Raw genomic sequence first — 24,926 nt, forward strand, 5'->3', positions numbered from 1 at the left:
GTTTTCGAGTTTCCAGGGGGCCACTGTTCTGTTCAGAACCAGGCTTTCTCGAACTCGAATGGCTCACAATATGTGAAGAGCGCTCTAGAATTTGGTATGACAACAAATACCAAATCTCCCTCAAAGCGATACCTAAAGTCAGGATCGGGCCATACAACGTTGAAGGGGCAGGCAGAACCCTGAAGGCAGCGTGTACCCTGGGCTAGAGCACCAACGCCTGGCTGCCGAGTGGCATCTCGTTCAGCTTGCTAGGGTCAGATAGCTTTGGGATCTGGTCTTGGATTCAGGAGGCTTTATGTGTTACCTCGTCGTAGATTCGGTAAAAAAAGCCCCCAGGCGGGGGCTTGGCGGATTTGGGCCCTAGCGCGGGATTTGCAGTTTTTGGCCCACCCGGATCAGGTCGGGATTGGTGATGTTGTTGGCCCTGGCGATTTTCATGTAGCTTTCGCGGGAGGCATCGCCGTAAAACTTCAGGGCAATGCCCGAGAGGGTATCGCCGGGCTGTACGGTGTACCATTCGTCGGGGATGTTGACCCCGCCCTGCTCGGCGGCGAAGCGGGCCTTGGCGCCTTCCACGATTTGCAGTTCGCTGGCGTCAACCTCGGTTGCCCCGGCTTGTTTCGCCAGTTGAACGGCCAGGTTGTACTCGTGCTGGCTGTCTACTGCGCCCTTGAGCACAACCCCGGTGCCTTTTTGCAGCACCGCGATAGGGTCGTCCTTGAGCTCGCCATTGGCCTCCAGGGTAGCCAGCACCTTTTTGGCCAGCTTGCTGGCCTCGGTGGCCTTGCGGATGGCTTCCTCTTCGGCTGCAACGGCGGCCTCGGAAACCTCCTGCTGGGCCACAATGACCCCGCTCAGGTCAACCGACTTGACCCCCTTGACCCCTTCTACGGTGGCCTGCAGCAAGGAAAGATGGGGCTGACGAGGCACTGCGCCGGTGATGCGAACATTTCCTCCTTGCTCTTGAATGTTGAGGCCCAGACCCTGAAGGGGGGGCCACTGATTGATGGCATCCTGAACTCGAGCAGTCAATGACTTACCGAACGGCCACATAACCTACCTCCCACCGGAGTATACCCCGGCTGTGTAAAAGGAATATGCAAACGGTATCAGGCCAGCTCGAGGCTGCTCAAATCGCCCAGCACCAGCTTGTGGGCCTTGGGCAGGCCGTTGCGACGGGTCACTCTAGCGCCCACCCCCAGAATGCACTCGTGCAGGCGCAGGGGCACGTCCTCGACCACCGCCCCGTCTTCCAAAATGGAAAACTCCACCTCGGCCTGCCGCACGGTGGCGTTTGGCCCGACGGAGGTGAACGGGCCGATGTAGGCGCCCTCAATCATGGCATTGTGGGCGATGTGCACCGGGCCCAGCACGGTGCTGTTCTTGACCACCGCGCCTTTCTCGATCACCACCCGACCGGTGATCTGGCTGTCGTGGACGTGGCCCTCCACCACCGGGGTGGGGCTTTTTTGTTCCACCAGGAGCAACCGGTTGGCATCCAGCAGGTCGGCAGGGCGCCCGGTATCTTTCCACCAGCCCGTAATTTCTTGCCCCAGCACGGTATGGCCCTGATCCACCAGGGCCTGGATGGCGTCGGTAATTTCGTACTCGCCGCGGGCGCTTGGCTGGAGATTGGCGATGATCTCCAGAATGACCGGACTGAATACGTACACCCCCGCTACGGCCAGGTCGGAGGGAGGGTCTTTGGGTTTCTCGAGCAGCTTGACGATCCGCCCCTGATCCAGCACGGCCACCCCGAACTGCCGGGGATCGGGCACCCGCACCAGGGCAATCACGGCCCCCACGCCGGGCTTGAAGGCCTCTACGAAAGCTTGGATGCCTCGCTGAAACAGGTTATCGCCCAGATAGAGCACAAAAGGGCTCGAGCCCAACCATTCCCGGGCGGTGCCAACTGCATGAGCAATTCCCAGGGCCTGTTCTTGCACAATGTAGGTGATCTCAACCCCCGGAAAATCCCTGAGGGCTTGCCGGATATCTTCCTGGGTATCGGGGGAGACCACCACCCCCACCTCGGTGATGCCCGCTTCGAAGAGGTTTTCGACTGCGTAGTAAATGATGGGTTTGCCGGCCAGCCGAATGACCGGTTTGGGCCGGGTGTGGGTGAGGGGACGGAGCCTGGTGCCACGTCCGGCAGCTAGAATCAATCCTTTCATGCTGAGGCCCATCTTAGCAGTGCAGGCAGGAAAAGGGTTGTTCATATGACAGGTGCGGTGGGGTTGCGAGGGTGTGGGCAGCGCTTTGTAAGCGATTACAGCCAGCCCTGCCTGGGTCGGAGTCCAATATACTTCAGTTAGTCTCGAAAGTTTCGATCCAGCTCCTATATTTTAGAGATTGACAGTTTTACCAAAGGTCGCTAAACTGGCTTTACAAAAAGGTTGTAATCGCTTACAAAATGGCCTATGGACAACCGCCGGATGCCCACCATTGGAGATGTTGCCCGCCTGGCCGGAGTTTCTACCGGGACGGTGAGTCGGGTTCTGAACCAGCGCGCGGGCGTACACCCGCAAACCCGGGAGCGGGTAATTGAGGTCATGGAGCGGCTGGGTTACGTGCCCATGCGGGCTGCCCGCGAGCTGACCGGTCACAGCGATACGGTGGGCATTTTGTTGGCCCCGGGGGTGCGGCGGTACATTCCCTATTTTGTATTGCTGTTCGAGCATCTGACCGAGGCGCTTTGGCGCGAGGGGCTGCGGGTGGAGGAAACCCCCACCGACGCAGCCGGACTTCCCCTGAAGCCGGCCAGGGGCTACATTCTGCTGGGTGCGCATGACCACGACCCGCGCCTGGAGGCCCTCCAAAATGCCCAAACCCCCCATGTGCTGATTGGGGTCTATCCCGGCACTTACTGGGTGGCCCCCGACGACGAAGGGGGCGCTTATGCGGCCACCCGGCACCTGCTCGAGCTTGGCCACCGCGAGATTGCCCACCTTACGGGTCAGCCCCAGCACCAGGTGGGGCGCGAGCGGTTGCTGGGCTACCGCAAGGCGCTGGAGGCCTATGGCGTTCCCTTCCAGCCCCATCTCGTGCTGGACGGAGACTTCTCTACCCTCACCGCCTACCGGGTGCTGCGCAAAGCCTGGGAACAGGGGCTCTGCTTTACCGGCTTGTTCGCGGCCTCCGACGAGATGGCCGTCGGCGCGGCAGCGGCCCTGGAAGACCTGGGCTTGCGGATTCCCCAAGATGTTTCGCTGGTCGGCTTCGACGACCTGCCGGAGATCGGCGCGACCCTCACCACGGTGCGCCAGGACATCGGACAGGTTGCCCGGGCTGCGGTGCGGCTGCTCAAAGAATCGCTGGCCGGTGGTGGGCCGCATGGGATGCGGATACCGGTGCAACTGGTGCTCCGGGGTACGACCAGCCTGCGGGAGGTGAGAACCGCCTGAGGCACTCAGGCCCCTCGAAAGGGCAACATCAGCCCTGGTTGGTTTTGTTTTTCGGCTCGAGCACCTTTTGAAGTAAGGAGGCAAAGATGAAGCGATGGTGGGTGGCAGGTCTGGCTGTGGCGGCGCTGGGTGTGGCCTCGGCGCAAACGGTGGTACGGTTGCAGGGCTTTGGTGGCAACGATACGGCCATCATCAGCAGCCTGGTGCGGGAAGTGGTCAACCCCGCCCTGCAGAAAGACAATATCCGCGCCGAGTACCAGGGCGTGGAAGGCGACTACCGGGCAGCGCTTTTGAACGCGCTTTCGGCGGGCACCGCCGCCGATTTGTTCTATGTGGACATCTTCTGGTCGGAGCCCTTGTTTGCCTCGGGCCGGGTCGAACCGCTGAACCGGTACTTCACCCAACAGGAGCTCGCGGTCTTTAACCGCAACCTGCTCAACGCCTTTACCCTGCGCGGCAACGTGTACGGCCTGCCCAAGGACTTCAACACCCTGGCGGTGCAGTTCAACAAAGACCTGTTCGACGAGGCCAAGGTGCCCTACCCCAACCAGACCGACACCTGGGACACCTTCAAGGACAAGCTCAAGCGGGTGCAGGCCGCCGTTAAGGATGTGGCCGGGCTTTGCGTGGTCGCCGACCATGCCCGCTTTGGGGCCTTTGCCTACGCAACCGGCTGGCGGCCCTTCAATGCCCAGGGACGCACCGTGCTGGATGCCAATTTCCGCCGGGCCTTCGAGTGGTACACCAGCCTGGTCAAAGACGGAGCCGGCAAATACGCGCAAGACCTGGGCGAGGGTTGGACGGGCGGCTGCTTTGGGGCCGAACGGGCCGCGGTGGCCATCGAGGGGGCCTGGATTGGGGGCTTCCTGCGCGACAAAGCCCCCAACATGCGCTACGGCACCACCCTGATTCCCCTCGACCCGGTCACCAAGCAGCGGGGCAACTTCATCTTCACGGTGTCGTGGAGCATGAACGCGGCCTCGCGCAACAAGGAGGCCGCGGCCAAGGTGCTGCGGGCGCTGACCAGCCCCGAGGCTCAGAACTGGATTCTCTCGCGGGGCCTGGCCCTGCCGAGCCGCAGCGCGCTGGCCAATAGCCCCATCTTCCAGCGTCCCGGCAAGGAAAACGAGCTGAACCGGGTGGTCTTCCAGGGCTCGACCAGCGTGGGGGGCGCCGTGCTGCCCTTCAAGTTTGGCTCGCTGGACGGGGGCGACTGGATGCGCCCCATCAACGAGGCTTTGCTGGCGGTAATCACCGGCAAGAAGTCGGTGGATCAGGCCCTGGCCGACGCCCAGGCCGAACTCAACCGCCTGGTGCGCTAGCTGGCCAAAGCCGGGGGCTGGGCGCCCATGCGCTCAGCCCTCCCTGAGTATCTCCCACGGGCCGGGGCTCGACCCCGCGCGGTAGGGAAGGGGGAGCCATGCGTAGGTCGCAACGAACAGAAGCCCTTTACGCCCTGTTGTTTCTGGCTCCGTTTTTGATTCACCTGGGGGTTTTCTTCGTATTTGCCTTTGTGCGAACCCTGGGCTTCAGCTTCACCGACAAAACCCTAATCGGGCAGTCCTATCAAGTTGTGGGTTTGGCCAACTTTGTGCAGTTGTTTCAAGACCCGCGTTTTATAGCCGCGCTGACCCATTCCATCAGCTTCATGCTGGTGGTGACCACCCTCCAGACCTTTCTGGCTTTGAGCATGGCGGCCATCCTCAACCAGCGCCTGAAGGGGATTACCTTTTTTCGCACGGTGTATTACATCCCCAGCGTGCTTTCCTCGGCAGCCGTGACCGTGATTGCCATCTGGTTCTTTCAAAAAACGGGTTTTCTGAATACCTTCATCGGCTGGGTGGGGTCGGTGGCTCCGGTGCTGCTGGCTTTTCTGGCCATCTTCGCCCTGGCGCAGGCCTTGCAGGTGGGTTGGGAGCGGATGCGAGGCCTGCCCGTGGCCCTCACCGACCCGGCCCTGGCGGCCATCTCGCTGGCGGTGGGGCTGGCCCTCACCTGGACGCTGGTGGCTTTGGGGGTGGTGGGGCCCCGCGAGGCCCGGCCCCCCGAGTTCACCTGGCTGACCAACTCCGACCGCTTCCTGGGGATTCCCATTCCGCTTTGGAGCATCATCATGCTCAACACCTTCACCACCATTCCCACCCTGATGCTCATCTTCCTGGCGGGCTTGCAGGACATCCCCAAAAGCATCTACGAAGCGGCGGCCATTGACGGGGCCTCGCCTTTGCAGCAGTTCTTCAGCGTGACGGTGCCCATGCTGCGCCCGGTGACCTTTTTGGTGATTACCCTCTCGCTGATTGGCACCTTGCAGATGTTTGACCAGGTGGCCCTGATGGGCGATGCGGCGCCCCTGGACTCGGTGATTGTGTTGGCTTACTACGTCTTCAACAACGTCTTTAGCGGAGAGGGCCGGGTGGGGCTGGCCTCGGCGGCGGCCATTGTGCTGGCGCTGCTGACCTTTGCCATTGTGCTGCTGCAACGGGCTTTGGGCATCTCGGAGAAGGCCCACTAGGAGGAGCGATGGCCGCGCAAGCACTGCAACCCAAGCGCAAGCTCGATGAGCGCTACCTGGCCCGGCAGCGCTGGGCCCGGGCCGGCTGGATTTATGGTGCCATGCTGGCCCTGGCGGTTTTCTTCATCGGGCCCTTTTATGTGGCTTACCTGGGCAGTTTGAAAGACAACCCGCTCGAGTGGCCTTTTCGCTATACCTTTGCCCAGACCCAGCCCAAAAACTGGGCGGCCGCCTGGCGGCTGGGGCAGCTGGGGGCGGGTGACCCCTGGTTGGGCGGGTTTGTACCGGGGGCAAGGGTGCCCTTCCAGATTAGCTACTTTGTGCAGGCCGGGCAGGAGCCACAAGCCCCGCTGGTCACGGTGCCCACCCGGCGGGCCGGGGCCGGCCTGGGGGCCATTTTCGACGAGGTGCAAGCAGCACGGTATGCCCAGGTTTCCGAGGTGCAGGAGGTGGGCCGCCGTCCGGCGGTGGTGGGGGGAGAGCCGGGCCAGATTGTCACCTATAGCTTTACCGTCACCTACGAAGGCCAGGGCCCCAAAGCAGCCCGCCTGCCTTTGGACGTCGAAGCCCCCCGGGGGCAGTTGTACTACGCGGCCACCCTCGACCCCAACCGCCTCGAGCGCCGGGGGCGGGTGGCGAGCTGGGATAGCATCACCCCGGGGTTTTTGGGCTACGTCTTCCGCAACTATGTGCGGGTCTTCAACGAGGCCAGAGACCCCAACACCGGGGCCAGCTTTTTTCTGCGCTGGACACTCAACACCTTCCTGGTCTGCCTGACGGTGGTGCTGAGCACCCTGCTTTTTGCCTCGCTGGCCGGCTACGCCTTGGCCCGGATGTACTTTCCGGGCAAAAACTACCTGTTCGCCTTTGTGGTGTTCACCATGACCGTCCCGGCCCAGGCCATCTTCATCTCGAACTACCTGGTGCTGCGCGACCTGGGCTTGCTGGGTAGCCTGTGGGGCATGGTGGTCTGGAGCGCGGTGGGGGCCGGGGCGGTCTTCATCATGAAGCAGTTCTTCGAGTCTATTCCCCGCGAAATCGAGGAGGCGGCCCTGATAGACGGGGCCAGCCCCATCACCACCTTTTTCCGCATCATCCTGCCCATGGCCACCCCGGCCTTGGGGGCGCTGACCATCCTGACCTTCCAGGGCATGTGGAACGAGTTCTTCAAGGCCGCGGTGGTGCTGTCGGGTCAGCAGGGGAACTATACCCTGCCGCTGGGCCTTTCTTTCTTCCGCAGCGCCTATGGGGTGGCTGGCGACTGGGGCTTGATGCTGGCCAGCGCTTTTCTCTCCATGATTCCCATTATCATTCTGTTTGTGGTGTTCCAGCGCTACTTTGTGGAGGGGGTCTCGACCAGCGCTTTGAAGGGCTAGGCTCAAAGCCGGACGCATTGGCCAGGCCCACGTTGCTTGCATAACGCCGATTTGGCTGGCACCTTCGCTACTCGGCTCCATCGAGGTTTTACATGTTGCCGCTCAAAGAAGACGATACCTACGCTGTTTTATCGGAACAGGGAATGGCCGATGGGGACGAGCGTGGCTTCTACCGCCACGATACCCGCTACCTCTGTCGCTATGTTTGGAACTTACCGGGCTTTAGGCTGCTGGTTTCGCAGGCCCCGCGTCCGGATCGTCTGGTGCAGCATTGGAGCCTGATTGTGGGGCCCGACCAGCGGGTGGGGCTGCGGCGGGAGTTGCAGTTGCGGCGGGGGGGGTTTGCGGAGCGGCTCGAGCTCGAGAACACCTGGCTGGAGGCGCAGGCGGTGGAGATAGGCCTCGAGGCCGCCGCCGACTTCGCCGACCTCTTCGAGGCCAAAGGCTGGCACAAGGTCTCGCGCAAAATTCAGGGTTTCGAGTACACCGCCGAAGACGGCCTGCGGGTAGCGACCCATCTCAGCCAGCATCCCCACCCGGCCCAGGCCCAAGCCCTGGGGGAGAACGGCAAAAAATGGGCCTGGCAATGGACGCTGGCGCCCAAAGAGAAGGTGGTGCTGACCCTCGAGGCCCGTTTCGAGAGCCCCTTCGAGCCCCAGACGCCCCCCCTGCCCAGCTACGAGGACTGGCAGAAGCGCTTTCCCCTCCGACTGGAAAGCGGGCGCAGCCAGCGGGTTCTGGAGCAGGCCGTTGCCGACCTGCGGGCGCTGCTCTTCTCCCTGCCCGAGGGGCTGTTCCCGGCGGCGGGCATTCCCTGGTATGTCTGTCCTTTTGGCCGCGACTCGTTGCTCACGGCCTACATGATGCAGCCCTGGGCCCCCGAGGTCGCGCGGGGGGTGCTCTCCTATCTGGCCAGGCACCAGGGCACCCAGGTCAATGCCTTTTTAGACGAGACCCCCGGCAAGATTATCCACGAGATGCGCCTGGGCGAACTCTCCCGCACCGGAAAGGTGCCCTTTCTGCGCTACTACGGCACGGTGGACGCCACCCCGCTGTTTGTAATCCTGCTTCAGCAGTACTGGAAAGATACCGGCGACCTGGCGTTGGTACGCCGGCTACAGCCCAACTGGGAAGCCGCCCTGGCCTGGATGACCGACTACGCCGACCCCGACCAGGATGGCTTTTTGGAGTATGCCCCCAACACTGACCGGGGCCATGTGGTGCAGTCCTGGAAGGATTCCTTTGACTCCCAAAGCCACCGCGACGGCTCGCTGGCCCAGGGGGCCATCGCAGTCTGCGAGGTGCAGGGCTATGCCTACATGGCCTACCAGGCCGCGGCGGCCTTTTACCGGGCGCTGGGCCAGGCCGCGCTGGCAGAGGCCTGGGAGGCCAGGGCCCAGGCCCTCAAAGCCCGTTTTCACGAGCGCTTCTGGCTGCCGCAGCTCAGAACCTACGCCGCTGGCCTGGACGGCGCCAAGAAACCCATGGCCATCCTCACCTCCAACCCCGGCCATCTGCTGTGGAGCGGCATTGTACCGGAGGAGGTGGCCCCCCAACTGGTCGAGACCCTCTTCTCCGAGGCGCTGTACAGCGGGTGGGGGGTGCGAACCCTGGGCACCGGCGAGGTGCGCTACAACCCCCTCTCGTACCACAACGGCTCGGTCTGGCCGCACGACAACGCCCTCTTGATTGGGGGGCTGGTGCGCTACGGTTTTTATGCCGAAGCCCTGCGGGCCGCCGAGAACCTCTTCCGCCTGGCCATGTCCCAGCCCGACTGGCGCCTGCCGGAGCTGGTGGGCGGCTACCAGAAGCACGAAGGGGAGCCGCCGGTGCCCTACCCCGCGGCTTGCAGGCCGCAAGCCTGGGACGCCGCCGCGGTGATTTACCTGGTGCGGCTGCTTCAGGAGATGGATCGCAAGCGCCCGGTGCAGGGGCTGCTAAAGCTCTGCCAGGCCCGGGTCGAGTAGCCACCCCACCTTCCCGGTAGACTGGGCAGCGATGCGCATCCTGGCTATTTTCGCTCACCCCGACGACGAATCGTTTTTCTGTGCGGGCACCCTGGCCAAGCTGGCCTCGCAAGGCCACGAAGTGTATCTGGTCTGCGCGACGCGCGGCGAGCAGGGCGAGATTCGCCATCCCCGGATTGACCCCGCCCTCTACCCCAAAGGCCCGGCCAGGGGGCGGTTGCGGCAGGCCGAACTCGAGGCTGCCTGTCGCATTTTGGGTTTGCGACCGCCCCTTTTCCTGGACTACCAGGACTCCGGCTACCCCCTCGAGGTAGCCCGGGCCAACCCGCAGGGCTTCATGCACCAGGAGCTGCACCAGGTCGAGAACCTCTTGCTGACCCAGATTGCACAAATTCGCCCCCGGCTCCTGATTGGCTTTGACCCGCAGGGCTACTACGGGCACGCAGACCACATTCACCTGCACCGGGCCACCTTGGGGGCCTTCTGGCGGGCGGGCAACCGGCTGCCCGACCCCCCAGCCTACCTGCTGTTCCCCGTGCGCCTGGCCGAGCAGGTGGCTAAAACTCGCTTCGACCCCGAACGCTTTGGGGTCTCGGCTGGCTCGCTGGCGCTGCGCGTGGACGTGCGCCCCTACGCAGCCACAATCCGGGCGGCGCTGCTGGCCCACGCCTCGCAGGTGGGGCCAGAGGAGCACTTCGCCCAGGTGCTTCAGGACTGGCCGGGCCTGCTCGAGGAGGAGTGCTTTGTGCTGGGGGGTGTGCGGGGGCTTGTGGCGGAGGATTTGCGGGCCTTGCAGCTCTAAAACCGACTTGGCAACGAACCTTGTGGGTGTTATACCAGACTCGGTTGGTTTGCTACCGGTCGGCGACAAGCCAGCCCGACCGGAGGGCGTGCGCTGGGAAAGACCATCAGGGTTGTTTTCTGAAGACTCTCTTTTTGATTCGCGTGGTACCCTCATCGTCTGGCGGGGCTATGGATTATCGAGCGGTCATGCAAAAGCTATCGTTTCTGCCCGACCTGTACCTGGTCGGCGGGGCGGTGCGGGATATTCTGCTGGGCCTGACCCCCGAAGACCTGGATTTTGCCACCTCAGCGCCGCCCGAGGAGACCCTGCGCCTGGCCCAAGCCCACGGCCTCGAGGCCATTCCCACCGGCGTCGAACACGGCACCGTCACCCTTTTGATTGACCGCCACCCCTACGAGGTCACCACCTTCCGGCGGGACGTGGAGACCTTCGGGCGCAAGGCCCGGGTGGCCTGGGGCCAGCACATCGAAGAAGACCTGGCCCGGCGCGACTTCACCATTGGGGCCATTGCCATGGATGCCGGGGGGCGGGTGATAGACCCCTACGGAGGCCAGCAGGACATCGAGGCAGGGGTGCTGCGGGCGGTGGGCGACCCCGGCCAGCGCTTCCGCGAGGACTACCTGCGGGTGATTCGGGCCGGTCGGTTTGCGGCGCGGTACGGCTTCCAGATAGAGCCAAAGACCCTGGCGGCGGCGCGGGCAGCGGCCCCTGAAGTGCTGTCGCACGTGGCCATCGAGCGCGTGACCGCCGAGTTTGACAAAGCCTTCCAGAATGGCACACCCAGCCGTTTTGTGCGCTATCTGTACGACCTGGAAATCTTGCAACGCCTGATTCCCGAGTTCGAAGACACCCACCTGCTTTTGCAAAACCCCCGCTGGCACCCCGAGGGAGATGTGCTGACCCACGTGCTGGAGGTGGTGGACCGGGCTTCACCCCAGATTCGCTGGCACGCCCTGCTGCACGACATCGGCAAGAAAGACACCGCCCGCTGGAAGCCCGAGGGCTGGTACAGCTTTCACGGACACGAGCGGGTCGGCGCTGCCATCATCCCCCGCATCGCCCGCGCGCTGCGCCTGCCCAACCAGCTGCGCGACGAGCTGGTGGTCACCACGGCTTTGCACATGGTGCCGGTTCTGACCAGGCCCACCCCAGCGGCCATCCGCAAGTTCCAGGCCCAGGCCGGGCCGCACCTGCCGGCCTTGAAAGCCCTCTACGAGGCCGACGGTGGAGCACGCAGGCCCCCGGAGTCCTGGCGGTTTTTTGAGCCGCAGCCGGTGCCGGTCAGGCCGGTCTTGCAGGGGCGACACCTGATTGAGCGGGGCCACAAGCCGGGAAAGGACTTTAGCCGGATGCTCCAGGCCGCCTACGACTGGCAGCTGGAAACCGGGGAAACCGAGATTGAAAAGCTGTACCAGGCGGCCCTGAAGGGGCTGCTCAAGGAAAACTGAAGCTGTGCTGGGGCCGGTTCCCGAGGCAGATGCGCTGAACGGCCTTTGAGACAAAGCAGCGGCGATGGGATCTGGACGGGTGTGGGGGCTGCGACCCGGATTCGGCGGCCCCCAAGCCTGGTGGGCCCAGGGCAACCGGGAATGCAAATCGCTCGCCATCGGCCCGGGGCTTTCGGCTATGCTGGGGGTATGTCGGTCCCGGTGGTCTTTCTTCATGCTTTTCCCTATGGCCCGGCCCTGTGGGAGGGGCAGCTCGAGGTTGTGAAGGGTCATCCCGTCCTGGTGCCCGATATTCTGGGCTACGAGAACCTGGAAAGCGCGGCGGCCCATGTGCTGGTGGAAATGGACCAGCGGGGCTGGGAGAAGGCGGTGTTTGTGGGGCTTTCGATGGGGGGCTACGTCCTCTTCCGACTGTGGAATTTAGAGCCCGAGCGCTTCTTTGGAATGGTGCTGGCCGATACCCGCGCGACCCCCGATACCCCCGAACAAAAAGCCGCTCGGGCCCAGATGGCCGCGCGGATTCGGCAGGAGGGGATGGACTTTCTGCCGGGGGCGTTGTTGCCGGGTCATCTGGGGGAGAGCACACGAACCCGGAACCCGGCCCTGCTCGAGCAGGTGCGCCAGACCCTGCGGGCGGCTGACCCTGACAAGACCATGGCCAGCCTCAAAGGGCTGGCCGAGCGCCCCGACTCGAGGCCATTGCTGCCGGATATTGCGGTTCCGGCGCTGGTGCTGGTCGGGGAGGAGGACACCCTGACCCCGCTCGCCGACGCCCGGCAGATGGCCGCACAGATACCCGATAGCCGAATGCTCATCCTGCCCGAGGCCGGGCATCTGGCCAACCTGGAGAACCCCAAAGCCTTCAACACCGCTCTAAGGGGCTTCCTGTGCGAGCTGGAGGGGCGCTAGCGGGCGGCTGCTGGAGCTCTGCGACGATTTCCTGGAAGGGCCTGGGCTGGCCCAGCAGATAACCCTGTACCAGGTCGCAACCGGCTTCCCGCAGCCACTCGAGCTGCTCCGGGGTTTCGATGCCTTCAGCCAGAACCTCCATGCCCAGGTTGTGCCCGAACTGAATCAGGGCCCGCACGAGCCGTTCATCTTCCAGGCCCAGTCCAATCTGCCGGATCAGGCTGCGGTCCAGCTTGATGCGGTGAACGGGCAGGTGGCGCAGGTAGGCCAGCGAGGCATAGCCGCTCCCAAAGTCGTCAATGGCAATCTTCACGCCCAGTCCGTGCAGCTCTTGCAGGATGAGTCGGGCCCGCTCGAGGTTTTGCAATAGCACGGTTTCGGTAATTTCCAGGGTCAGCGACGGAGCCGGGATCCCGTGGGTTTCCAGCAGGGCCTGAATGTAATGGGGCAGGGCAGGGTCTTGCAGGGTCTGGGCCGACAGGTTGACCGAGAGCTGGAGCGACAGACCCCTTGCGCGAAGGCGCTGGAGTTCGGCCAGGCCTTTTTGCAGGCCCAGGTTGTCAATGCGCTCGATCAGGCGCAGGTCTTCGGCCAGGGGGATAAAGGTTGCGGGGGCAATCCAGACCTCCTGGTGCTGCCAGCGGGCCAGCGACTCCACCCCACAAAGCTGGCCGGTGCGAAGATTTTGAATGGGCTGGTAGAAAAACTCGAAATGCCCTTCCTGGATGGCCTGGCGCAGGTGGGCCTCGAGGTGGAGCTGGTCTTCGGTGTAGGGGTTCTGGGCCGGATCGTACACCTTGATATGGGTGCCGGAGCGTTTGGCCTGGTACATGGCGATGTCCGCGGCTTTGAGCAGGGCGGTCAGGTCTTCGCCGTGCTCGGGGTAGGCCGCGATGCCGATGCTGGCGCCGGGCTGCACGGAGTGCCCGCGCAGCACCAGCGAGGTGCTGATGGTCTGCAAAAGCTGGGTTGCAATCTGCCGGGCCTGCTCCAGCCCAACCTCGGCCAGCAAGACCACAAACTCATCGCCGCTGTAGCGCACCAGGATGTCCTCCTCGCGCAGCGAATGCTTCAGGAGCCAGGCAATCTGGATCAGGAGCTCGTCGCCGGCATCGTGGCCCAAAGTGTCGTTGATGGCCTTGAAGCGGTCCAGGTCGAGAAACAAGAGCGCGGCGGGCCAGCCTTTGCGGCGGGCCAGGGCCAGGGTCTGTTCGGCCCGGTCTTGCAGCATCCGGCGGTTGCCCAGGCCCGTGAGGGGGTCGTGCAGGGCCAGGTGGGTGATCTGGTTTTCGTACCGCTTGCGCTGGGTGATGTCGCGGCAGCCCAGCAGCACCTTGTGGGGCTGCCCGTTCTCGTAGAGCAGGGTGCCCACCACCTCCACCCAGAGGGTTTTGCCATCCTTTCGTACGTCGAGCACTTCGATTCGGTTCTGGGTGGGGTTGGCGATGCCCTGGGCCAGGGCTTCCAGGGCCTGGGGCTGGTAGTCGGGGTGAACCAGCTCAACGGCGTAGCGGCCTATTAGCTCATCCGGGGCGTAGCCAAAGAGTTTTTCCGCCGAGGGGGTGACGTACTCAATGCGGCCCTCGAGGTCGCACAGCATCACCACATCCGACATCCCGTCGGTAATCTGGCGCAGCCGGGCTTCGTTGGTTCGCACCGCCTGCTCGGCTGCCTTGCGGGCCTGGATGCTGTGGAAGGTGATCAGCAAGAAGCGCTCGGGGCCCTCCACCACCGCGCTGACCGAACCCTCGACCTCGAGCAGGCTGCCGTCTTGCTTGTGCAGGCGAAACTCGCCGCGAAAGGGGTGGCCCTGGGAGGCCGATTCGAGCCGACCGATTACCTCGGCGGTTTCGTGATCCACGAAATCCAGGACGCTCTTGCCCAGCAGGGTTTCGGGGCGATGGCCCAGCAGCCGGGCCAGGCTCTGGTTGACCTCGAGAATCTCAAAGCGCTGGCTGTCCACCAGCGCCATGCCCTCGGTGGCTTGCTCCACCACCGCCCGGTAACGATGCTCGAGGCGCTTTTGCTCGCGCTGGACCCGGCCCAGGCGGCCCAGCACCAGGTGGCCCAGCAGCAATACCAAAGCCGAGATGATCCAGGCGGCCTGCATGCCGCGCCAGAAGACCCCCAGCCCCAGTGCGTACAGCGTCCGCTGCTGCTTTACGACAATCTCACCCAGAACCATGCCGCCGGTTCCCACCAGGGGAAAGTGCAGCCACTGGACTTGCGAACCGTCAACCAGGGCGTGTGGCCGGGCGGGATGCGCAGGGTCGCGAACGGCGCTCTCAAAATCAAAAAAAGCCGTGCTGGTGGGGGTATCGATAAGATTCAGCCCCTTGAGGGTGAGCCTGCGGGCCGCCACGTAGGTACCCCGGCTTGGCCCTCGCCCATCGCTCTGGATGATGGGCGCCTGGGCCACCAGGAGGATCTGGGGGCCTATCTTGATCAGGCCGCTGGCTTGCTTGCTCAGGATGTGCCGTCTGAACTGTTGTTCGACCTCAGGGGGTAGGGGTGTCAGGTCATCGGGGTTGACCTGGGCTCCGTAGACTACCCGGCCCCCCTTATCGAAAAAAGCCAGGTAGGCCAACCCGATGGGGTAGAAGGTTTCGGGGGTGATGCTGCTGCGCACGAACTCGGGATCGAAGCGCTGCACAAAGGCATAGGCGTCGTCCCAGGTGGCGACGTCGGTCACGCTGGCTTGATGGGCCTCGAGTTCCTGGGCGAGGCTCTGGCCTATGGCTGTGAGTTCCTCCTGGGCCTGCTGCTGCTCGAGGCGCACAAAAGTCGGCACCACCCCGTTCCACAGGGTGGCGGCCACGATTCCATTGAAGAGAATCACCCCCAGCCACAAGCCCCAATAGTTGAGGGAAGCGGGCGAGAATGGTCGCTGAATAAAGAACCGGCGGTACCAATGCACACCTGCAGGATAGGAAAACATCCCCCCTGGGGCCGTGATGTTTGTACGCAAATTACCCCCCAGGCGTAACGCCGAGGTGACCTGATGCCGTGCGGGACGGCTTCTGGCTCAGCCCGGCTGGCTCAGCGAAAGGGCCAGCACATCCGCAAGGGCCAGCGGAGAGCGATGCCCCAGGCGAGCCTGGAGGGCCTGGGCCGGCCAGATTCTCCCCAGCACCCGGCCCAGCTGTGCCCGGTAAGGGGCGGGCAGGCCCGCGCAGCTCTGGAGCTTTTTCCAGGCAGCCTCTTCCTGGCCCAGGCCTAAGAGCGCCTGGGTTTCCAGCCCCAGTTTCCAGCTCTGCACCCCAGGGTCCTGTGAGTCGCCAATCTGCACCACCTGGGCCAGGGCCTCGGCCCACTTCTCCTGCCGGGCCAGGGTCTCGGCATAGCCCAGGCGGGCTTGGGCCTGGAAGTAAGGGTCGCTTTGCTGCAAACAGCCCTGCATCATGGCTTCGGCCTGGTCGGGCGGCATCAGCAAGGAAAGCTTGAGGGCGGTGTCAATGGCCAGGGCAATGTAGCGGTCGCCGGGGAGCTTCTTGCGGAGGAGCTCTTCGCGCAGCTCGCGCAGGATTTTCTCGCTTTCGGGGGCTTTTTGTCCGCCCACATAGGGCGGCAAATAGGGCAGCCCGCTGGCCCGTACCCAGTAGGCCACCGCAATGCGGTAGAGGGTGCGCCGGTGGCGGTAGTGGGCCTCCTCGGGGCGCTCGCGCACCTCCCGCAAGTAGGCCTCGGCCTCGGCCAGGAGCTTCAAAGCTTCCAGGGGCCGGCCCCGCACCAGCTCGAGCACGCTGGCCTCGCTCATGGCGCGGGCCCGGATGAAGCCGTCGGAGGCCTCGCGGATGGACTGGTACAGGTATTTTTCGGCCTCCTCAAAGTTGCCAATGCGCCGCAGGACGGTGCCGAAGCGGGCCCGCACGCGGGCCACCTCTTCTGGGGGCGCCCCCGAGGATTCCAGCGCCTCCAGGCCCTGCCGCATCTGGGCCTCGGCTTCGTAGACCCGCCCGGTGCGCAGCAGCAAATCGCCCGACTGGTAGCGGGCCCGCCCGACCAGCAAGGGGTCGTGGGCAACCTGGCGCAAAGCTTCCAGGGCCTCCTCGAAGCGGCCTGCGTCCTTGGCCACCAGGCCCTGCCACAGCCGCACCCGGTCGGCCAGGAAGGGCTGGATGGGCAGCGAAAGGGCCTGCTGCACGTAGGCTTCGGCCTGGGCATAGTCGCCCTGCCAGCGCTCGACGGCGGCCCAGACCAGAAGCCCTTCGGCCCCCACATCGCCGGAAAGCGTCTCGGGCGGGGGCAACAGCTCCAGGGCCGCCTGGAAATCGCCGGCGTCCACCCGGGCCTCGGCGGCCTTGACCCGGGCCCAGGACTGGGTGGCGGGGTCGGCGGAGCCAAAGAGCAGCTCGAGGGCTTCCAGGGCCTCGGGGTGGGCGTACTGGCCCAGCACGGCGCGGTAGCGCACCACCGCCATGGCCAGTTTCTCCCGCTCGAGGCGGGGCCAGTGCTGCGACTCGGCCCAGAGGGTGGGCAGAAGGGAGAGCCGGCTGGGGTCTTGTGAAAGCAGCTCGAGCAGCTTGTCGAGCCGGTGGGCCCCCCGGGCGTGGTGGAGCTGGCGGAGCAGGTCGCCCTTGAAAAACTCGAGGGCCAGCGCGTGCAGTCGGCGGGCCTCCTTTTCGGGCACGCTGGGCAGCAGGGTGCGCAGGGCCGGGCGCACCCGGCCCTCGCCCATCGGAGCCAGCAGGGCCCGTTCGGCCTGGGAGAGGTGCTCGAGGCCCTTGTTCAGCGCCTTTTCCAGCAGGGCCACGGGAATGCCCGGGTCGGCCTCGGGGGAGAGCACGGCCAGCGCCTGCAGGATGGGGCGCAGGGTGGTGTCCTGGGCCAGGTTGGGGGTGCTGCCGTGGGTCTGGGCCGCCTCCAAGAGCACCAGGCGGGAAAGCTCGGCGAAGTTGCGCCCGGCCTGGTTGACCAGGGCTTCCACCCGCTCGGGGGGCAGGTCGGGCAGGCGGTCTTTCACGTAGCGGCGGGCCTCGGCCCGGCTGGGGGCCGACAGGGGGCTCCAGGCCAGGTTGGGCGGGGGTTCGGAAAGCCCGGCCAGAAAGGGAATGGTCAGGCGGCGCAGCAGCGGCTCGACCCAGGCCGCCAGCCCCACCGGGTTGCCCTGGGCGTCGCGCAGGCTAAGCCCCCCAATCTGGCCCTCCTTTTCGGCCCGCAAAAGCAGGGGTTTGCCGAAGGCGTTGAGGGCCTTGGCGATCTCGTTGCGGAGCTCATCCTGCAGGGCGGCTTGCAGGGCGTAGGGCTGGGTGGGCGAAAGCTGGGAAAAGATGCCCTCGAGCTCGATCTGGAGCTTTTCGGCCAGGGGGTAGAGGTGCTGGGCCAGTTCCCCCCCCAGGTTCACCATCAGGCAGTGGGGCACGGCCCGTTCCACCGCCGAGAGCAGCACCCCCTTGCCGGTGGCCGCACCCCCCACGACCACCATCTGGGGCTTGTCGCCCTGCTCCAGGGCCCGTACGAAACGCCGGAACAGCCGGCGCTTGTCGCGCCCCAAGGCCCGCCGGGCCGACTCGAGGGCCAGCTCCGAGGGCAGGGTGGGGGCCTGGAGACCCGCCTCGGTGTACAAATCGCCGATGACCTCAAACAAGCGTAGTTTTTCTTCCGGGCTGCCCAGGTCTTTGTACAAAATGTTGCGAACCGTTCCGGCCCGTCCCCCCCGCTCGGCCACCGCTGCTTCCAGCCAGCGCAGGCTTCCTTTTTTGCCCCGGTGGTCGCGCCCGGTGAGATGGGGACGAAGGCTTTCCAGGTAACTCTGCCAGAGTGTACTCACTTCTCCCACAATATCTACACCATACCGGGGTGTAGTGTAATCTGCAAGCAAAAATGAGCCGAGGGCTAAAGGCCGAAGGTTCCATCTAGAGCCCAAAAAAAACGGCCCTGGCCTCGGCACTGAAAGCCAAACTCGCTCTGTGCTGCCAGCCACCGGGGGCTTTTGATTTGGCCTTCGGCTTTGAGCCCTACTGCACCAGCTCGACCTGCAGGTTCTGGTTGCGCGGCACATTAATCAGCGCGCTGAAAGTGCGGTAGCCGGGGGCCTCGACCTGGAGGGTGTAGTCGCCCGCCTCGAGCAGGAAGCTCGAGCGCTCCAGCTTGCTCCTGGCAATCTCGGTGGTGCCTTGCAGAATGCGCACGGTGGGGTTCGCCGCATTGACGCGAACGTTGAGGAGGCAGGGGCAGCTCGGCTCGACCTCGCGCACGCTGCCCGAGACCGCCGGTGGAGTCGGCGGGGCTGGGGTGGGCTCGGGGGCGGTTGCAGGCGGTATGGGTTCAGGAGCGGTTTGCAGCGGGCCCGGCTCAGGTGGGGTGGGTTCGGGGCTGGCCGGAGGGGTGCTGGGTTCTGCCGGGGCTGTGGGGGCTGCTCCGGTGGTGTCGGGGGTGGTTGGGGTTGCGGTGGGGCCGGTGCGGAAATTGTTGAGCGGGTCGGGGATGCTGCCGGAGGTCAGCAGGTTGGGGTTGGGGCTATCCAGCAGGACAACGCTGCCAAAACCCACCAGGCCCAGCAGAACCGCCAGGGTGGCCGTCCAGCCGGCCAGGCGGCCCCGGCGCAGGTTGAGCAAGGCCCAGACCAGAAGCAGCACCCCCACCCCGCCCATGCCCCAGAACACCGGGGTGCCGTACTGGTGATGGAGCCAGGCGCCCCCCAACCCAAAGAGGCCCAGCAGCGCACCGAAAGCCATCAAAGGTAGCCCCCCGCGCTGGAGGCGGGTCAGGCCCCACAACAACAGCAGTACCCCCAGAATGCCCAGAACCCATAACAATAGTGCGTTCATACAAGCTCCTTTCGTGGCTCGAGGTATTGGCCATGAGGCTCAGAGGGCATGGTCGGACACTTCCCTGGGGAGCCTTATGGTTTGCGACGGCAGGCAGGGGTACACCGCCCTCTTTGCGAAGGCCCTAAAGCGGTGCATGGCTCGCTTGCCAGCGCCATGGCCCTACCTAAACTCTAACACCAGGGCCCACAACCTGGGTTTTTCCAGACTTTCCCGAAGAACATCAGAAATCCCAGGCGATGACCAGCCAGGCCAAAGGCGGCCTTCGGCTTTCCAACGCACGGAGGCCCTTCAGCGCTGAGGCAAACGTCCTGGTACAGCAATAATCCCGCAACGGTATACTTGACCCACTATGAAGCTCGTACGTTTTGAGGCAGGCCAGTGGGGGGTTCTGGAAGGCGAGACGATTCACGAGACCGATGGCCCGGCGGGCAATCCCACGGGCCGTCATTTTGACCTGGGTGGGGTGACCCTGCTGGCGCCGGCCACGCCCACCAAGATTGTGTGTGTGGGGCGCAACTACCTCGACCACATCAAGGAGATGGGCCACGATGCCCAGGAGCTGCCCAAGGAGCCGGGCCTGTTCCTCAAGGGGCTCAACACCCTGGCCCACCCGGCCAACCCGGCCCGCCCCGACCACTCCGGCGATGTGGTGCCCTATCCCAGCTTCACCAACCTGCTGCACTACGAAGGGGAGCTGGCCGTGGTGATTGAGCGGCGCATGAGGAACGTGCCCGAGGCCGAGGCGCTGGACTACGTGCTGGGCTATACCTGCGCCCTGGATGTGACCGCCCGCGACAAGCAAAAAACCGACCTGCAATGGGTGCGGGCCAAGTCCGCCGACAAGTTTTGCCCCCTGGGGCCCTGGCTGGTGACCTCGCTGGACCCGCAAAACACCGTTCTGCGCACCTATGTGAACGGCGAGCTACGCCAGGAAGCCCACACCAGCCAGATGATTTTCTCGGTGGCCCAGATTCTTTCTTACATCAGCGGCTTCATGACCTTAGAACCCGGCGATGTGGTGCTCACCGGCACGCCCGAGGGGGTGGGCGAGCTCAAGCGCGGCGACCACGTGGAGGTGGCCATCGAGGGGATTGGCGATCTGCATACCCGAATTGGGCACTGAGCCCCTGCCCTGAGCTGGGTTAGATAGCATACTGAACCTCGAGGTGCCGCGCGCACCAAATTCAATCTCTATCTGCAGCATGCAGGTAGGACGTGGAGGTGTAGTTGCCAAAGCCCGAACTTATCTTGCTGGTCGCAGGGGTCTTGCTGCTGCTGAGCGTGCTGGCTACCAAGCTGGGGGGGCGGCTTGGGGTGCCGGGGCTCTTGTTGTTTCTGGCCATTGGCATGCTGGCCGGCAGCGACGGGCCGGGCGGCATCTGGTTCGATAACTACGCCCTGGCCCAGTTTGTGGGCACGGTGGCCCTGGTGTTCATCCTGTACTCGGGCGGGCTTTTTACCCGCTGGAGCGCGGTGCGGCCCATTCTGGGGCCGGGGCTTTCGCTGGCCTCGGTGGGCGTGTTCATAACCATGCTGGCCACCGGCGCTTTTGCCCACTGGGTGCTGAAGCTAGGCTGGCTCGAGGCCCTCCTGCTGGGGGCCATTGTCTCCAGCACCGATGCCAGCGCGGTGTTTGGCATTTTGCGCGAGCGGGCGGTGCGGCTGCGCAAGCCCCTGCGGCCCTTGCTCGAGTTCGAGTCGGGCACCAACGACCCCATGGCGGTCTTCCTGACGGTGGGCCTGACCCTGCTCCTGACCCAGCCTGGCATGAGCGGCTGGCAGATTCTGCCCATGTTCGTCCAGCAGATGCTGCTGGGCCTGTTGCTGGGGTATGGGCTGGGGAGGGCCTCGGTCTGGCTGTTGCGCCACCTGCGGCTCAGTTTCGATGGGCTGTATGCGGTTTTTTCCCTTACCCTGATGCTGCTGGTCTTCTCGCTTACGGCGGTGCTGGGGGGCAGCGGCTTTGTGGCGGTGTACGTGGCCGGGGTGGTGGTGGGCAACAGCGACTTTCCCCGCAAAACCGCCCTCGCCAGCTTCCACGAGGGCCTGAGCTGGCTCATGGAAATCGGCATGTTCCTCACCCTGGGGCTGCTGGTCTTCCCTTCCCAGCTGCCCTCGGTGGCCCCGAGTGCCATTCTGCTGGCCCTCTTCCTGATGCTGGTGGCCCGCCCGGTGGCGGTATGGCTCAGCCTGCCCACGCCCCGCTTCACCTGGAACGAAAAAGCCTTCATCGCCTGGGTGGGCCTGCGCGGGGCCATTCCCATCGTGCTGGCCACCTTTCCCCTGCTGGCCGGGGTGGGAGCCGCCCAGCAAATTTTCAACGTGACCTTTTTCGTGGTGCTTTTCTCGGTGCTGGTGCAGGGCACCACCCTGCCCCTGGCGGCCCGCTGGCTGCGGGTTCGGGCCGACGACGAACTGCCCTGAGGCTCATTGGAGCGGCGCTGCGTCCACAAACAGGGTCTTGCCCTGGGTGTAGAGCACCTGCCCCGGCGCGGCCTTGCGGGGCCGCCAGACGTGTTTTTTGGCGGTGTAGTCCACCGGCGTGTTCTTCTCGCCGCGGGCTTTGGAATGGTAGGCCGCCAGCTGCGCCGCATAGAGCAGGTCGGGCAGGGCAGCGGGCTGCCCCTGGGTGCGCAGGATCACGTGCGAGCCGGGCACCCCCTGGGCGTGGAACCACAGGTCTTCGGAGTGGGCCATGCGGGTCAGGAGGTCGTTTTCCTTGCTGCTGCGCCCCACCCAGACCTCAAAGCCGCCCGGGCTTTTGAAGCGCAGCCCCACCTGGGGGCCCTTCTCCCGAAGCTTGCGGCTTTCCGAGCGCAGCGCCTCCCTCGAGAGCCCCTCCAGCCGCCTGAGCTCGGCCAAAAGCCCCTCAATCTGGGCCTCGGTCTGGGGCACAAGCTCCAGGGCTTTCTCGGCGTTGGCCTCGAGGCGCTTGGCCCGCTCATAGAACCTGCGGGCGTTCTGGATGGGGGAGAGCCCCTTTTCCAGGGGAATTTCTACCGGCTGGCCGGTGAAGTCCTGGAGCCTGGCCACAGGCCCCGGCGGAATTTGCGGGCCGTAGGCCATCAAAAGGTCGCCCCAGCCCCGCAGCCGTTCGGCTTCCTCCAGCCGCTCCAAGGCCCTTTGGTAGTCCTGCAGGCGGGCCTGGAGGGTTTTGACCTGGCGCTGTAGCGCCTCCCGCAGGGGCTTGCGCAGGGCCTCGGCCTCCTCCTCTTCCCAGCCGGCCCTGAGCTCTTCGGAAAGCTGGGCGCGGGCCTGGGGCTCTTCCACCAGGCTGTGGATAACCCTGTGGATAAGCGGCAGGTGCTCGGCGGTCAGGGGGGTCTGGGGGCTGAGCTGGGCGCGGCGTAGCAGTTCGGCCCCCAGTTCCTTGCCCACCCCGTCCAGCTGCTTGAGGAGCTGGGCCAGCGTCTGGCCCACAATGGGGCTCAGCTCTCGGGGCCGCTGGGGGCGGGGGTCCACCTTGTGGTTGGGGGGGGGGGGGGTGTAGGGCAGGCCAGGCCGCAGTTCCCGGAAGCGGTTGACGGCAGGCGTGACGGGGCGGTCTATGCCCAGGATCTGCCCCCCCAGGTCGCAGAGCATCAGGTTGGCGTTGCGCCCGGTCAGCTCGAAGACCAGCCGGGTCGGGGCCACGTCCACAAAGCCCTTTTCCCCCTCGAACGCAAACAGCACCACCCGGTCGAGCTTGACCTGCTCTAGCCCCACCAGCCGCCCCTTGCAGCGGGCCTCGAGCAGCCGCTGGAACGGGGTGCGGGCCTCGCCCCCCAGGCGGCCCGGCTCCACCGTCAAAATTGGATTGGGCGGGCGGTAGCGCAGCACCAGGTTGCCCATCCCCTTCAGTAAGAGCGCCGCCGTCCCTTCGTCCGGAAAGGCCCAGCCCAGGCTCTTCAGGGGCAACTGCCCCGCCAGCTCGCGCACCACCGCATGGATCAGCAGACCTTCCATCCCCTACCACGGCCAAGTATAGGGGTTTGGCGAAGCTCAGACCTCTCCGGGCCCAACTTCGGGCTTTTCTAGCGCTGCACGAAAGCCGTGCTACAATTCCGCTAGAGTCGAATAACACGACCCAGCCAGTGCAAACCAATGCCCATCTAGGCATAACCCCTTATTGCAGAGCGAGACCCCGAAGGGGGTCTATTTGCGCAGCCTCGAGGTCATTGGGGAGGCGGTGAAACATCTCCCCAAGGCCCTGCGGCAAAAATACCCGGCCATCGAGTGGCGGTTCATAGCCGGAATGCGCGACCCGCCTTATTCATGAATACTTTGGTGTGGATTATGACCTCGTGTGGGATGTTGTCGCCAACAAAATTCCGGAACTAGACCTTGAGGTCAAGCGGATTTTGAGCCAGGAGTACCAAAGTGTTGTTTGTTGCGGTGTCCTAAGACAAGCCTACCTTGGGTCGCTACAAGGGCTTACGAGCTACAAAACCTCTTTGAATGACCTTGCCGTGAAAGCAAAGGAAGTCTATTATGTCACCTAACACACGAGATTTTGGTACGCTGCCTATGCGCCTGAGCCGAAAGAAATTGCGACCCCACTAGAGGAAGAGGGAAGTTTTAGGTAAATGCCGTTTATGGTCATGCGGGAATTTCGCAACGTGCTCAATGAAGCTGTTATGCGACGGGGTGACACTTAAGGTTGCCTGACTGCTAGCAATGCAGAGATTCTATATGGCGGCAAATTCACGCGGAACAAGTAAGCAACAAGTCGGTCGTGCAGGCGAGTATTTTGTTGTCGCTGAATTGAACAAGCGTGGGGCATTTGCAGTGTCTTTTGCTGGCAATATGCCCAAGATAGATATCATTGCATGCGACAGCGATGAAAGCCGCACTGTTTATATTCAGGTGAAGACCAAACGTGGTTGGAAGACCTGGCATTCAAGCATCGTGGGCTGCCAACCAATGTTACCAAGAGACACCGAAAATAACTTCTGGGTGTTTGTTGATTTGGGTGATACAAACGGGAATCCACGCTACTGGATCGTGCCAGAGTGGTGGATAAAGGACAATATCTACAAGACCCATCAAGCCTTATTGAAAAGGCACGGTGGCACTAGACCTAGAAATCCAGGTTCAACGCATCACTCCATTGACGAGAGAAGGCTTGAACAATGGAAAGACCGCTGGGACATTCTGGGTATCTTCTGAGTAGGGGTCGCATTACACACGAAGTTTCAACTGCAAGCTTGCTGCCCAACACTTCATGTGGCTGAAAGGATTCCTTCGTGTGCGACTTTTGCGCTTCACTAATCCCGCCTAAGCTGCACCAACAACACAGTTTGCGGTCATAGCCGGGCCCGTATTGGAAGTCGTCAAGGCCTGCCCCGTTCCTGCACTTCTTCCCAGGGTTGTAGGGGTGCGGGCCGGTGTTGGTCAGGCGGCGGACTGGCTGGCGGCCTGTAGCAGCGCCAGCACCTCTTCGTCGGAGGTTTGGGGAAAGTGTTCGTACCACAGGCCCACCGCCTGGAACAATGCGGGGGTCATTAGGCAAACCACCTCGTCAACCAGGCCCTGTATCTCCGCCACCGTATCGGGCGGGGCCACCGGCACGGCCACCACCAGCCGTCCGGGCTGTTTCTGCCGGGCTGCCGCGATGGCCGCCTTCATGGTGGCGCCGGTGGCCAGCCCATCGTCAATCAGCAGGACGGTTTTTCCGGCCAGATCGGGGAAGGGCCTGCTGCCCCGGTAGAGTTGCTCCCGGCGCTGTAGCTCGGCCTGTTGCTGCTGCTCGA

Annotated in this window: 20 protein-coding genes; 13 read left to right on the plus strand and 7 right to left on the minus strand. The window is 64.2% G+C overall.

The features are described 5' to 3' along the window. Window positions 1–360: 360 nt before the first annotated feature. Window positions 361–1,053 (minus strand): LysM peptidoglycan-binding domain-containing protein, encoded by a 693-nt coding sequence (locus NZN28_RS08585; protein WP_295397247.1) that lies wholly within the window; start codon window positions 1,051–1,053, stop codon window positions 361–363. 56 nt (window positions 1,054–1,109) lie between these two features. Continuing rightward, window positions 1,110–2,174, minus strand: coding sequence for a glucose-1-phosphate thymidylyltransferase (locus tag NZN28_RS08590; RefSeq protein ID WP_295397249.1), 1,065 nt, complete (start codon window positions 2,172–2,174; stop codon window positions 1,110–1,112). Between the two features lie 246 nt (window positions 2,175–2,420). Here NZN28_RS08590 and NZN28_RS08595 point away from each other — a divergent pair, with 246 nt between their 5' ends. The 8 genes from NZN28_RS08595 to NZN28_RS08630 all read left to right on the plus strand — a co-directional run bounded on the left by NZN28_RS08595 (window position 2,421) and on the right by NZN28_RS08630 (window position 12,421). Continuing rightward, window positions 2,421–3,404, plus strand: coding sequence for a LacI family DNA-binding transcriptional regulator (locus tag NZN28_RS08595; protein WP_295397251.1), 984 nt, complete (start codon window positions 2,421–2,423; stop codon window positions 3,402–3,404). Window positions 3,405–3,490: 86 nt separating this feature from the next. Next, window positions 3,491–4,726: an extracellular solute-binding protein gene (locus tag NZN28_RS08600; protein WP_295397253.1), complete on the plus strand. Its 1,236-nt coding sequence runs from the start codon at window positions 3,491–3,493 to the stop codon at window positions 4,724–4,726. A 98-nt stretch (window positions 4,727–4,824) separates the two neighbouring features. Next, entirely contained in the window at window positions 4,825–5,916 is a 1,092-nt protein-coding gene (locus NZN28_RS08605) for a carbohydrate ABC transporter permease (protein ID WP_295397255.1), read from the plus strand. A gap of 8 nt (window positions 5,917–5,924) precedes the next feature. After that, window positions 5,925–7,292: a carbohydrate ABC transporter permease gene (locus NZN28_RS08610; RefSeq protein ID WP_295397256.1), complete on the plus strand. Its 1,368-nt coding sequence runs from the start codon at window positions 5,925–5,927 to the stop codon at window positions 7,290–7,292. A 92-nt stretch (window positions 7,293–7,384) separates the two neighbouring features. Then, window positions 7,385–9,259: a glycogen debranching N-terminal domain-containing protein gene (locus NZN28_RS08615; RefSeq protein WP_295397258.1), complete on the plus strand. Its 1,875-nt coding sequence runs from the start codon at window positions 7,385–7,387 to the stop codon at window positions 9,257–9,259. A 31-nt stretch (window positions 9,260–9,290) separates the two neighbouring features. Further along, window positions 9,291–10,061: a PIG-L deacetylase family protein gene (locus tag NZN28_RS08620; RefSeq protein ID WP_295397259.1), complete on the plus strand. Its 771-nt coding sequence runs from the start codon at window positions 9,291–9,293 to the stop codon at window positions 10,059–10,061. Between the two features lie 170 nt (window positions 10,062–10,231). Next, complete coding sequence (locus NZN28_RS08625) at window positions 10,232–11,512, plus strand: CCA tRNA nucleotidyltransferase (protein ID WP_295397261.1); 1,281 nt, start codon at window positions 10,232–10,234, stop codon at window positions 11,510–11,512. Between the two features lie 189 nt (window positions 11,513–11,701). Further along, on the plus strand, window positions 11,702–12,421 hold the full coding sequence (locus NZN28_RS08630) for an alpha/beta fold hydrolase (protein WP_295397263.1): 720 nt from the start codon (window positions 11,702–11,704) through the stop codon (window positions 12,419–12,421). Here the strand turns inward: NZN28_RS08630 and NZN28_RS08635 are convergent. From NZN28_RS08635 to NZN28_RS08645, 3 genes are all read right to left on the minus strand, one after another. Then, window positions 12,375–15,338 carry an EAL domain-containing protein gene (locus tag NZN28_RS08635; protein ID WP_295397265.1) on the minus strand — a complete coding sequence of 988 codons (2,964 nt, stop codon included), beginning with the start codon at window positions 15,336–15,338 and terminating at the stop codon, window positions 12,375–12,377. The two genes, NZN28_RS08630 and NZN28_RS08635, sit on opposite strands and share 47 nt — an antisense overlap. Before the next feature lie 108 nt (window positions 15,339–15,446). Then, a complete protein-coding gene (locus NZN28_RS08640) occupies window positions 15,447–18,200 on the minus strand; it encodes a tetratricopeptide repeat protein (protein WP_295397267.1) in 2,754 nt (917 codons plus the stop codon). Between the two features lie 178 nt (window positions 18,201–18,378). Continuing rightward, window positions 18,379–19,191, minus strand: a complete 813-nt coding sequence (locus tag NZN28_RS08645) for a PEGA domain-containing protein (protein WP_295397269.1) — start codon at window positions 19,189–19,191, stop codon at window positions 18,379–18,381. 352 nt (window positions 19,192–19,543) lie between these two features. Between NZN28_RS08645 and NZN28_RS08650 the strand changes: the two genes are divergently transcribed. Together NZN28_RS08650 and NZN28_RS08655 are read left to right on the plus strand one after the other, a co-directional pair. Beyond that, on the plus strand, window positions 19,544–20,317 hold the full coding sequence (locus NZN28_RS08650) for a fumarylacetoacetate hydrolase family protein (protein WP_295397271.1): 774 nt from the start codon (window positions 19,544–19,546) through the stop codon (window positions 20,315–20,317). A 104-nt stretch (window positions 20,318–20,421) separates the two neighbouring features. Continuing rightward, complete coding sequence (locus NZN28_RS08655) at window positions 20,422–21,618, plus strand: potassium/proton antiporter (RefSeq protein ID WP_295397274.1); 1,197 nt, start codon at window positions 20,422–20,424, stop codon at window positions 21,616–21,618. 3 nt (window positions 21,619–21,621) lie between these two features. Here the strand turns inward: NZN28_RS08655 and NZN28_RS08660 are convergent, their stop codons facing one another. Further along, complete coding sequence (locus NZN28_RS08660; protein WP_295397275.1) at window positions 21,622–23,139, minus strand: NFACT family protein; 1,518 nt, start codon at window positions 23,137–23,139, stop codon at window positions 21,622–21,624. A gap of 163 nt (window positions 23,140–23,302) precedes the next feature. On the opposite strand from NZN28_RS08660, the gene NZN28_RS08665 reads away from it, so the two are divergent. The 3 genes from NZN28_RS08665 (at window position 23,303) to NZN28_RS08670 (ending at window position 24,342) form a co-directional block, all read left to right on the plus strand. Further along, window positions 23,303–23,452, plus strand: coding sequence for a HepT-like ribonuclease domain-containing protein (locus NZN28_RS08665; RefSeq protein WP_295397276.1), 150 nt, complete (start codon window positions 23,303–23,305; stop codon window positions 23,450–23,452). A 25-nt stretch (window positions 23,453–23,477) separates the two neighbouring features. Beyond that, window positions 23,478–23,675 (plus strand): hypothetical protein, encoded by a 198-nt coding sequence (locus NZN28_RS14640; protein WP_367275826.1) that lies wholly within the window; start codon window positions 23,478–23,480, stop codon window positions 23,673–23,675. Between the two features lie 175 nt (window positions 23,676–23,850). Next, the gene (locus NZN28_RS08670) at window positions 23,851–24,342 is read left to right on the plus strand and encodes a hypothetical protein (RefSeq protein WP_295397278.1); all 492 of its coding nucleotides are present in this window, start codon (window positions 23,851–23,853) and stop codon (window positions 24,340–24,342) included. Window positions 24,343–24,567: 225 nt separating this feature from the next. Here the strand turns inward: NZN28_RS08670 and NZN28_RS08675 are convergent. Next, window positions 24,568–24,926: phosphoribosyltransferase (locus NZN28_RS08675; protein WP_295397279.1), on the minus strand; the 359-nt coding region annotated here is incomplete at its 5' end.

Origin of the sequence: Meiothermus sp., assembly GCF_025056915.1 — a bacterium.
GTDB lineage: Bacteria > Deinococcota > Deinococci > Deinococcales > Thermaceae > Meiothermus.

What these genes read in the sequence shown, in the direction of transcription:
- NZN28_RS08585 (WP_295397247.1), bottom strand. Translation starts at nt 1,053, where the DNA reads ATGTGGCCGTTCGGTAAGTCATTGACTGCTCGAGTTCAGGATGCCATC.
- NZN28_RS08590 (WP_295397249.1), bottom strand. Translation starts at nt 2,174, where the DNA reads ATGAAAGGATTGATTCTAGCTGCCGGACGTGGCACCAGGCTCCGTCCC.
- NZN28_RS08595 (WP_295397251.1), top strand. Translation starts at nt 2,421, where the DNA reads ATGGACAACCGCCGGATGCCCACCATTGGAGATGTTGCCCGCCTGGCC.
- NZN28_RS08600 (WP_295397253.1), top strand. Translation starts at nt 3,491, where the DNA reads ATGAAGCGATGGTGGGTGGCAGGTCTGGCTGTGGCGGCGCTGGGTGTG.
- NZN28_RS08605 (WP_295397255.1), top strand. Translation starts at nt 4,825, where the DNA reads ATGCGTAGGTCGCAACGAACAGAAGCCCTTTACGCCCTGTTGTTTCTG.
- NZN28_RS08610 (WP_295397256.1), top strand. Translation starts at nt 5,925, where the DNA reads ATGGCCGCGCAAGCACTGCAACCCAAGCGCAAGCTCGATGAGCGCTAC.
- NZN28_RS08615 (WP_295397258.1), top strand. Translation starts at nt 7,385, where the DNA reads ATGTTGCCGCTCAAAGAAGACGATACCTACGCTGTTTTATCGGAACAG.
- NZN28_RS08620 (WP_295397259.1), top strand. Translation starts at nt 9,291, where the DNA reads ATGCGCATCCTGGCTATTTTCGCTCACCCCGACGACGAATCGTTTTTC.
- NZN28_RS08625 (WP_295397261.1), top strand. Translation starts at nt 10,232, where the DNA reads ATGGATTATCGAGCGGTCATGCAAAAGCTATCGTTTCTGCCCGACCTG.
- NZN28_RS08630 (WP_295397263.1), top strand. Translation starts at nt 11,702, where the DNA reads ATGTCGGTCCCGGTGGTCTTTCTTCATGCTTTTCCCTATGGCCCGGCC.
- NZN28_RS08645 (WP_295397269.1), bottom strand. Translation starts at nt 19,191, where the DNA reads ATGAACGCACTATTGTTATGGGTTCTGGGCATTCTGGGGGTACTGCTG.
- NZN28_RS08650 (WP_295397271.1), top strand. Translation starts at nt 19,544, where the DNA reads ATGAAGCTCGTACGTTTTGAGGCAGGCCAGTGGGGGGTTCTGGAAGGC.
- NZN28_RS08660 (WP_295397275.1), bottom strand. Translation starts at nt 23,139, where the DNA reads ATGGAAGGTCTGCTGATCCATGCGGTGGTGCGCGAGCTGGCGGGGCAG.
- NZN28_RS08670 (WP_295397278.1), top strand. Translation starts at nt 23,851, where the DNA reads ATGCAGAGATTCTATATGGCGGCAAATTCACGCGGAACAAGTAAGCAA.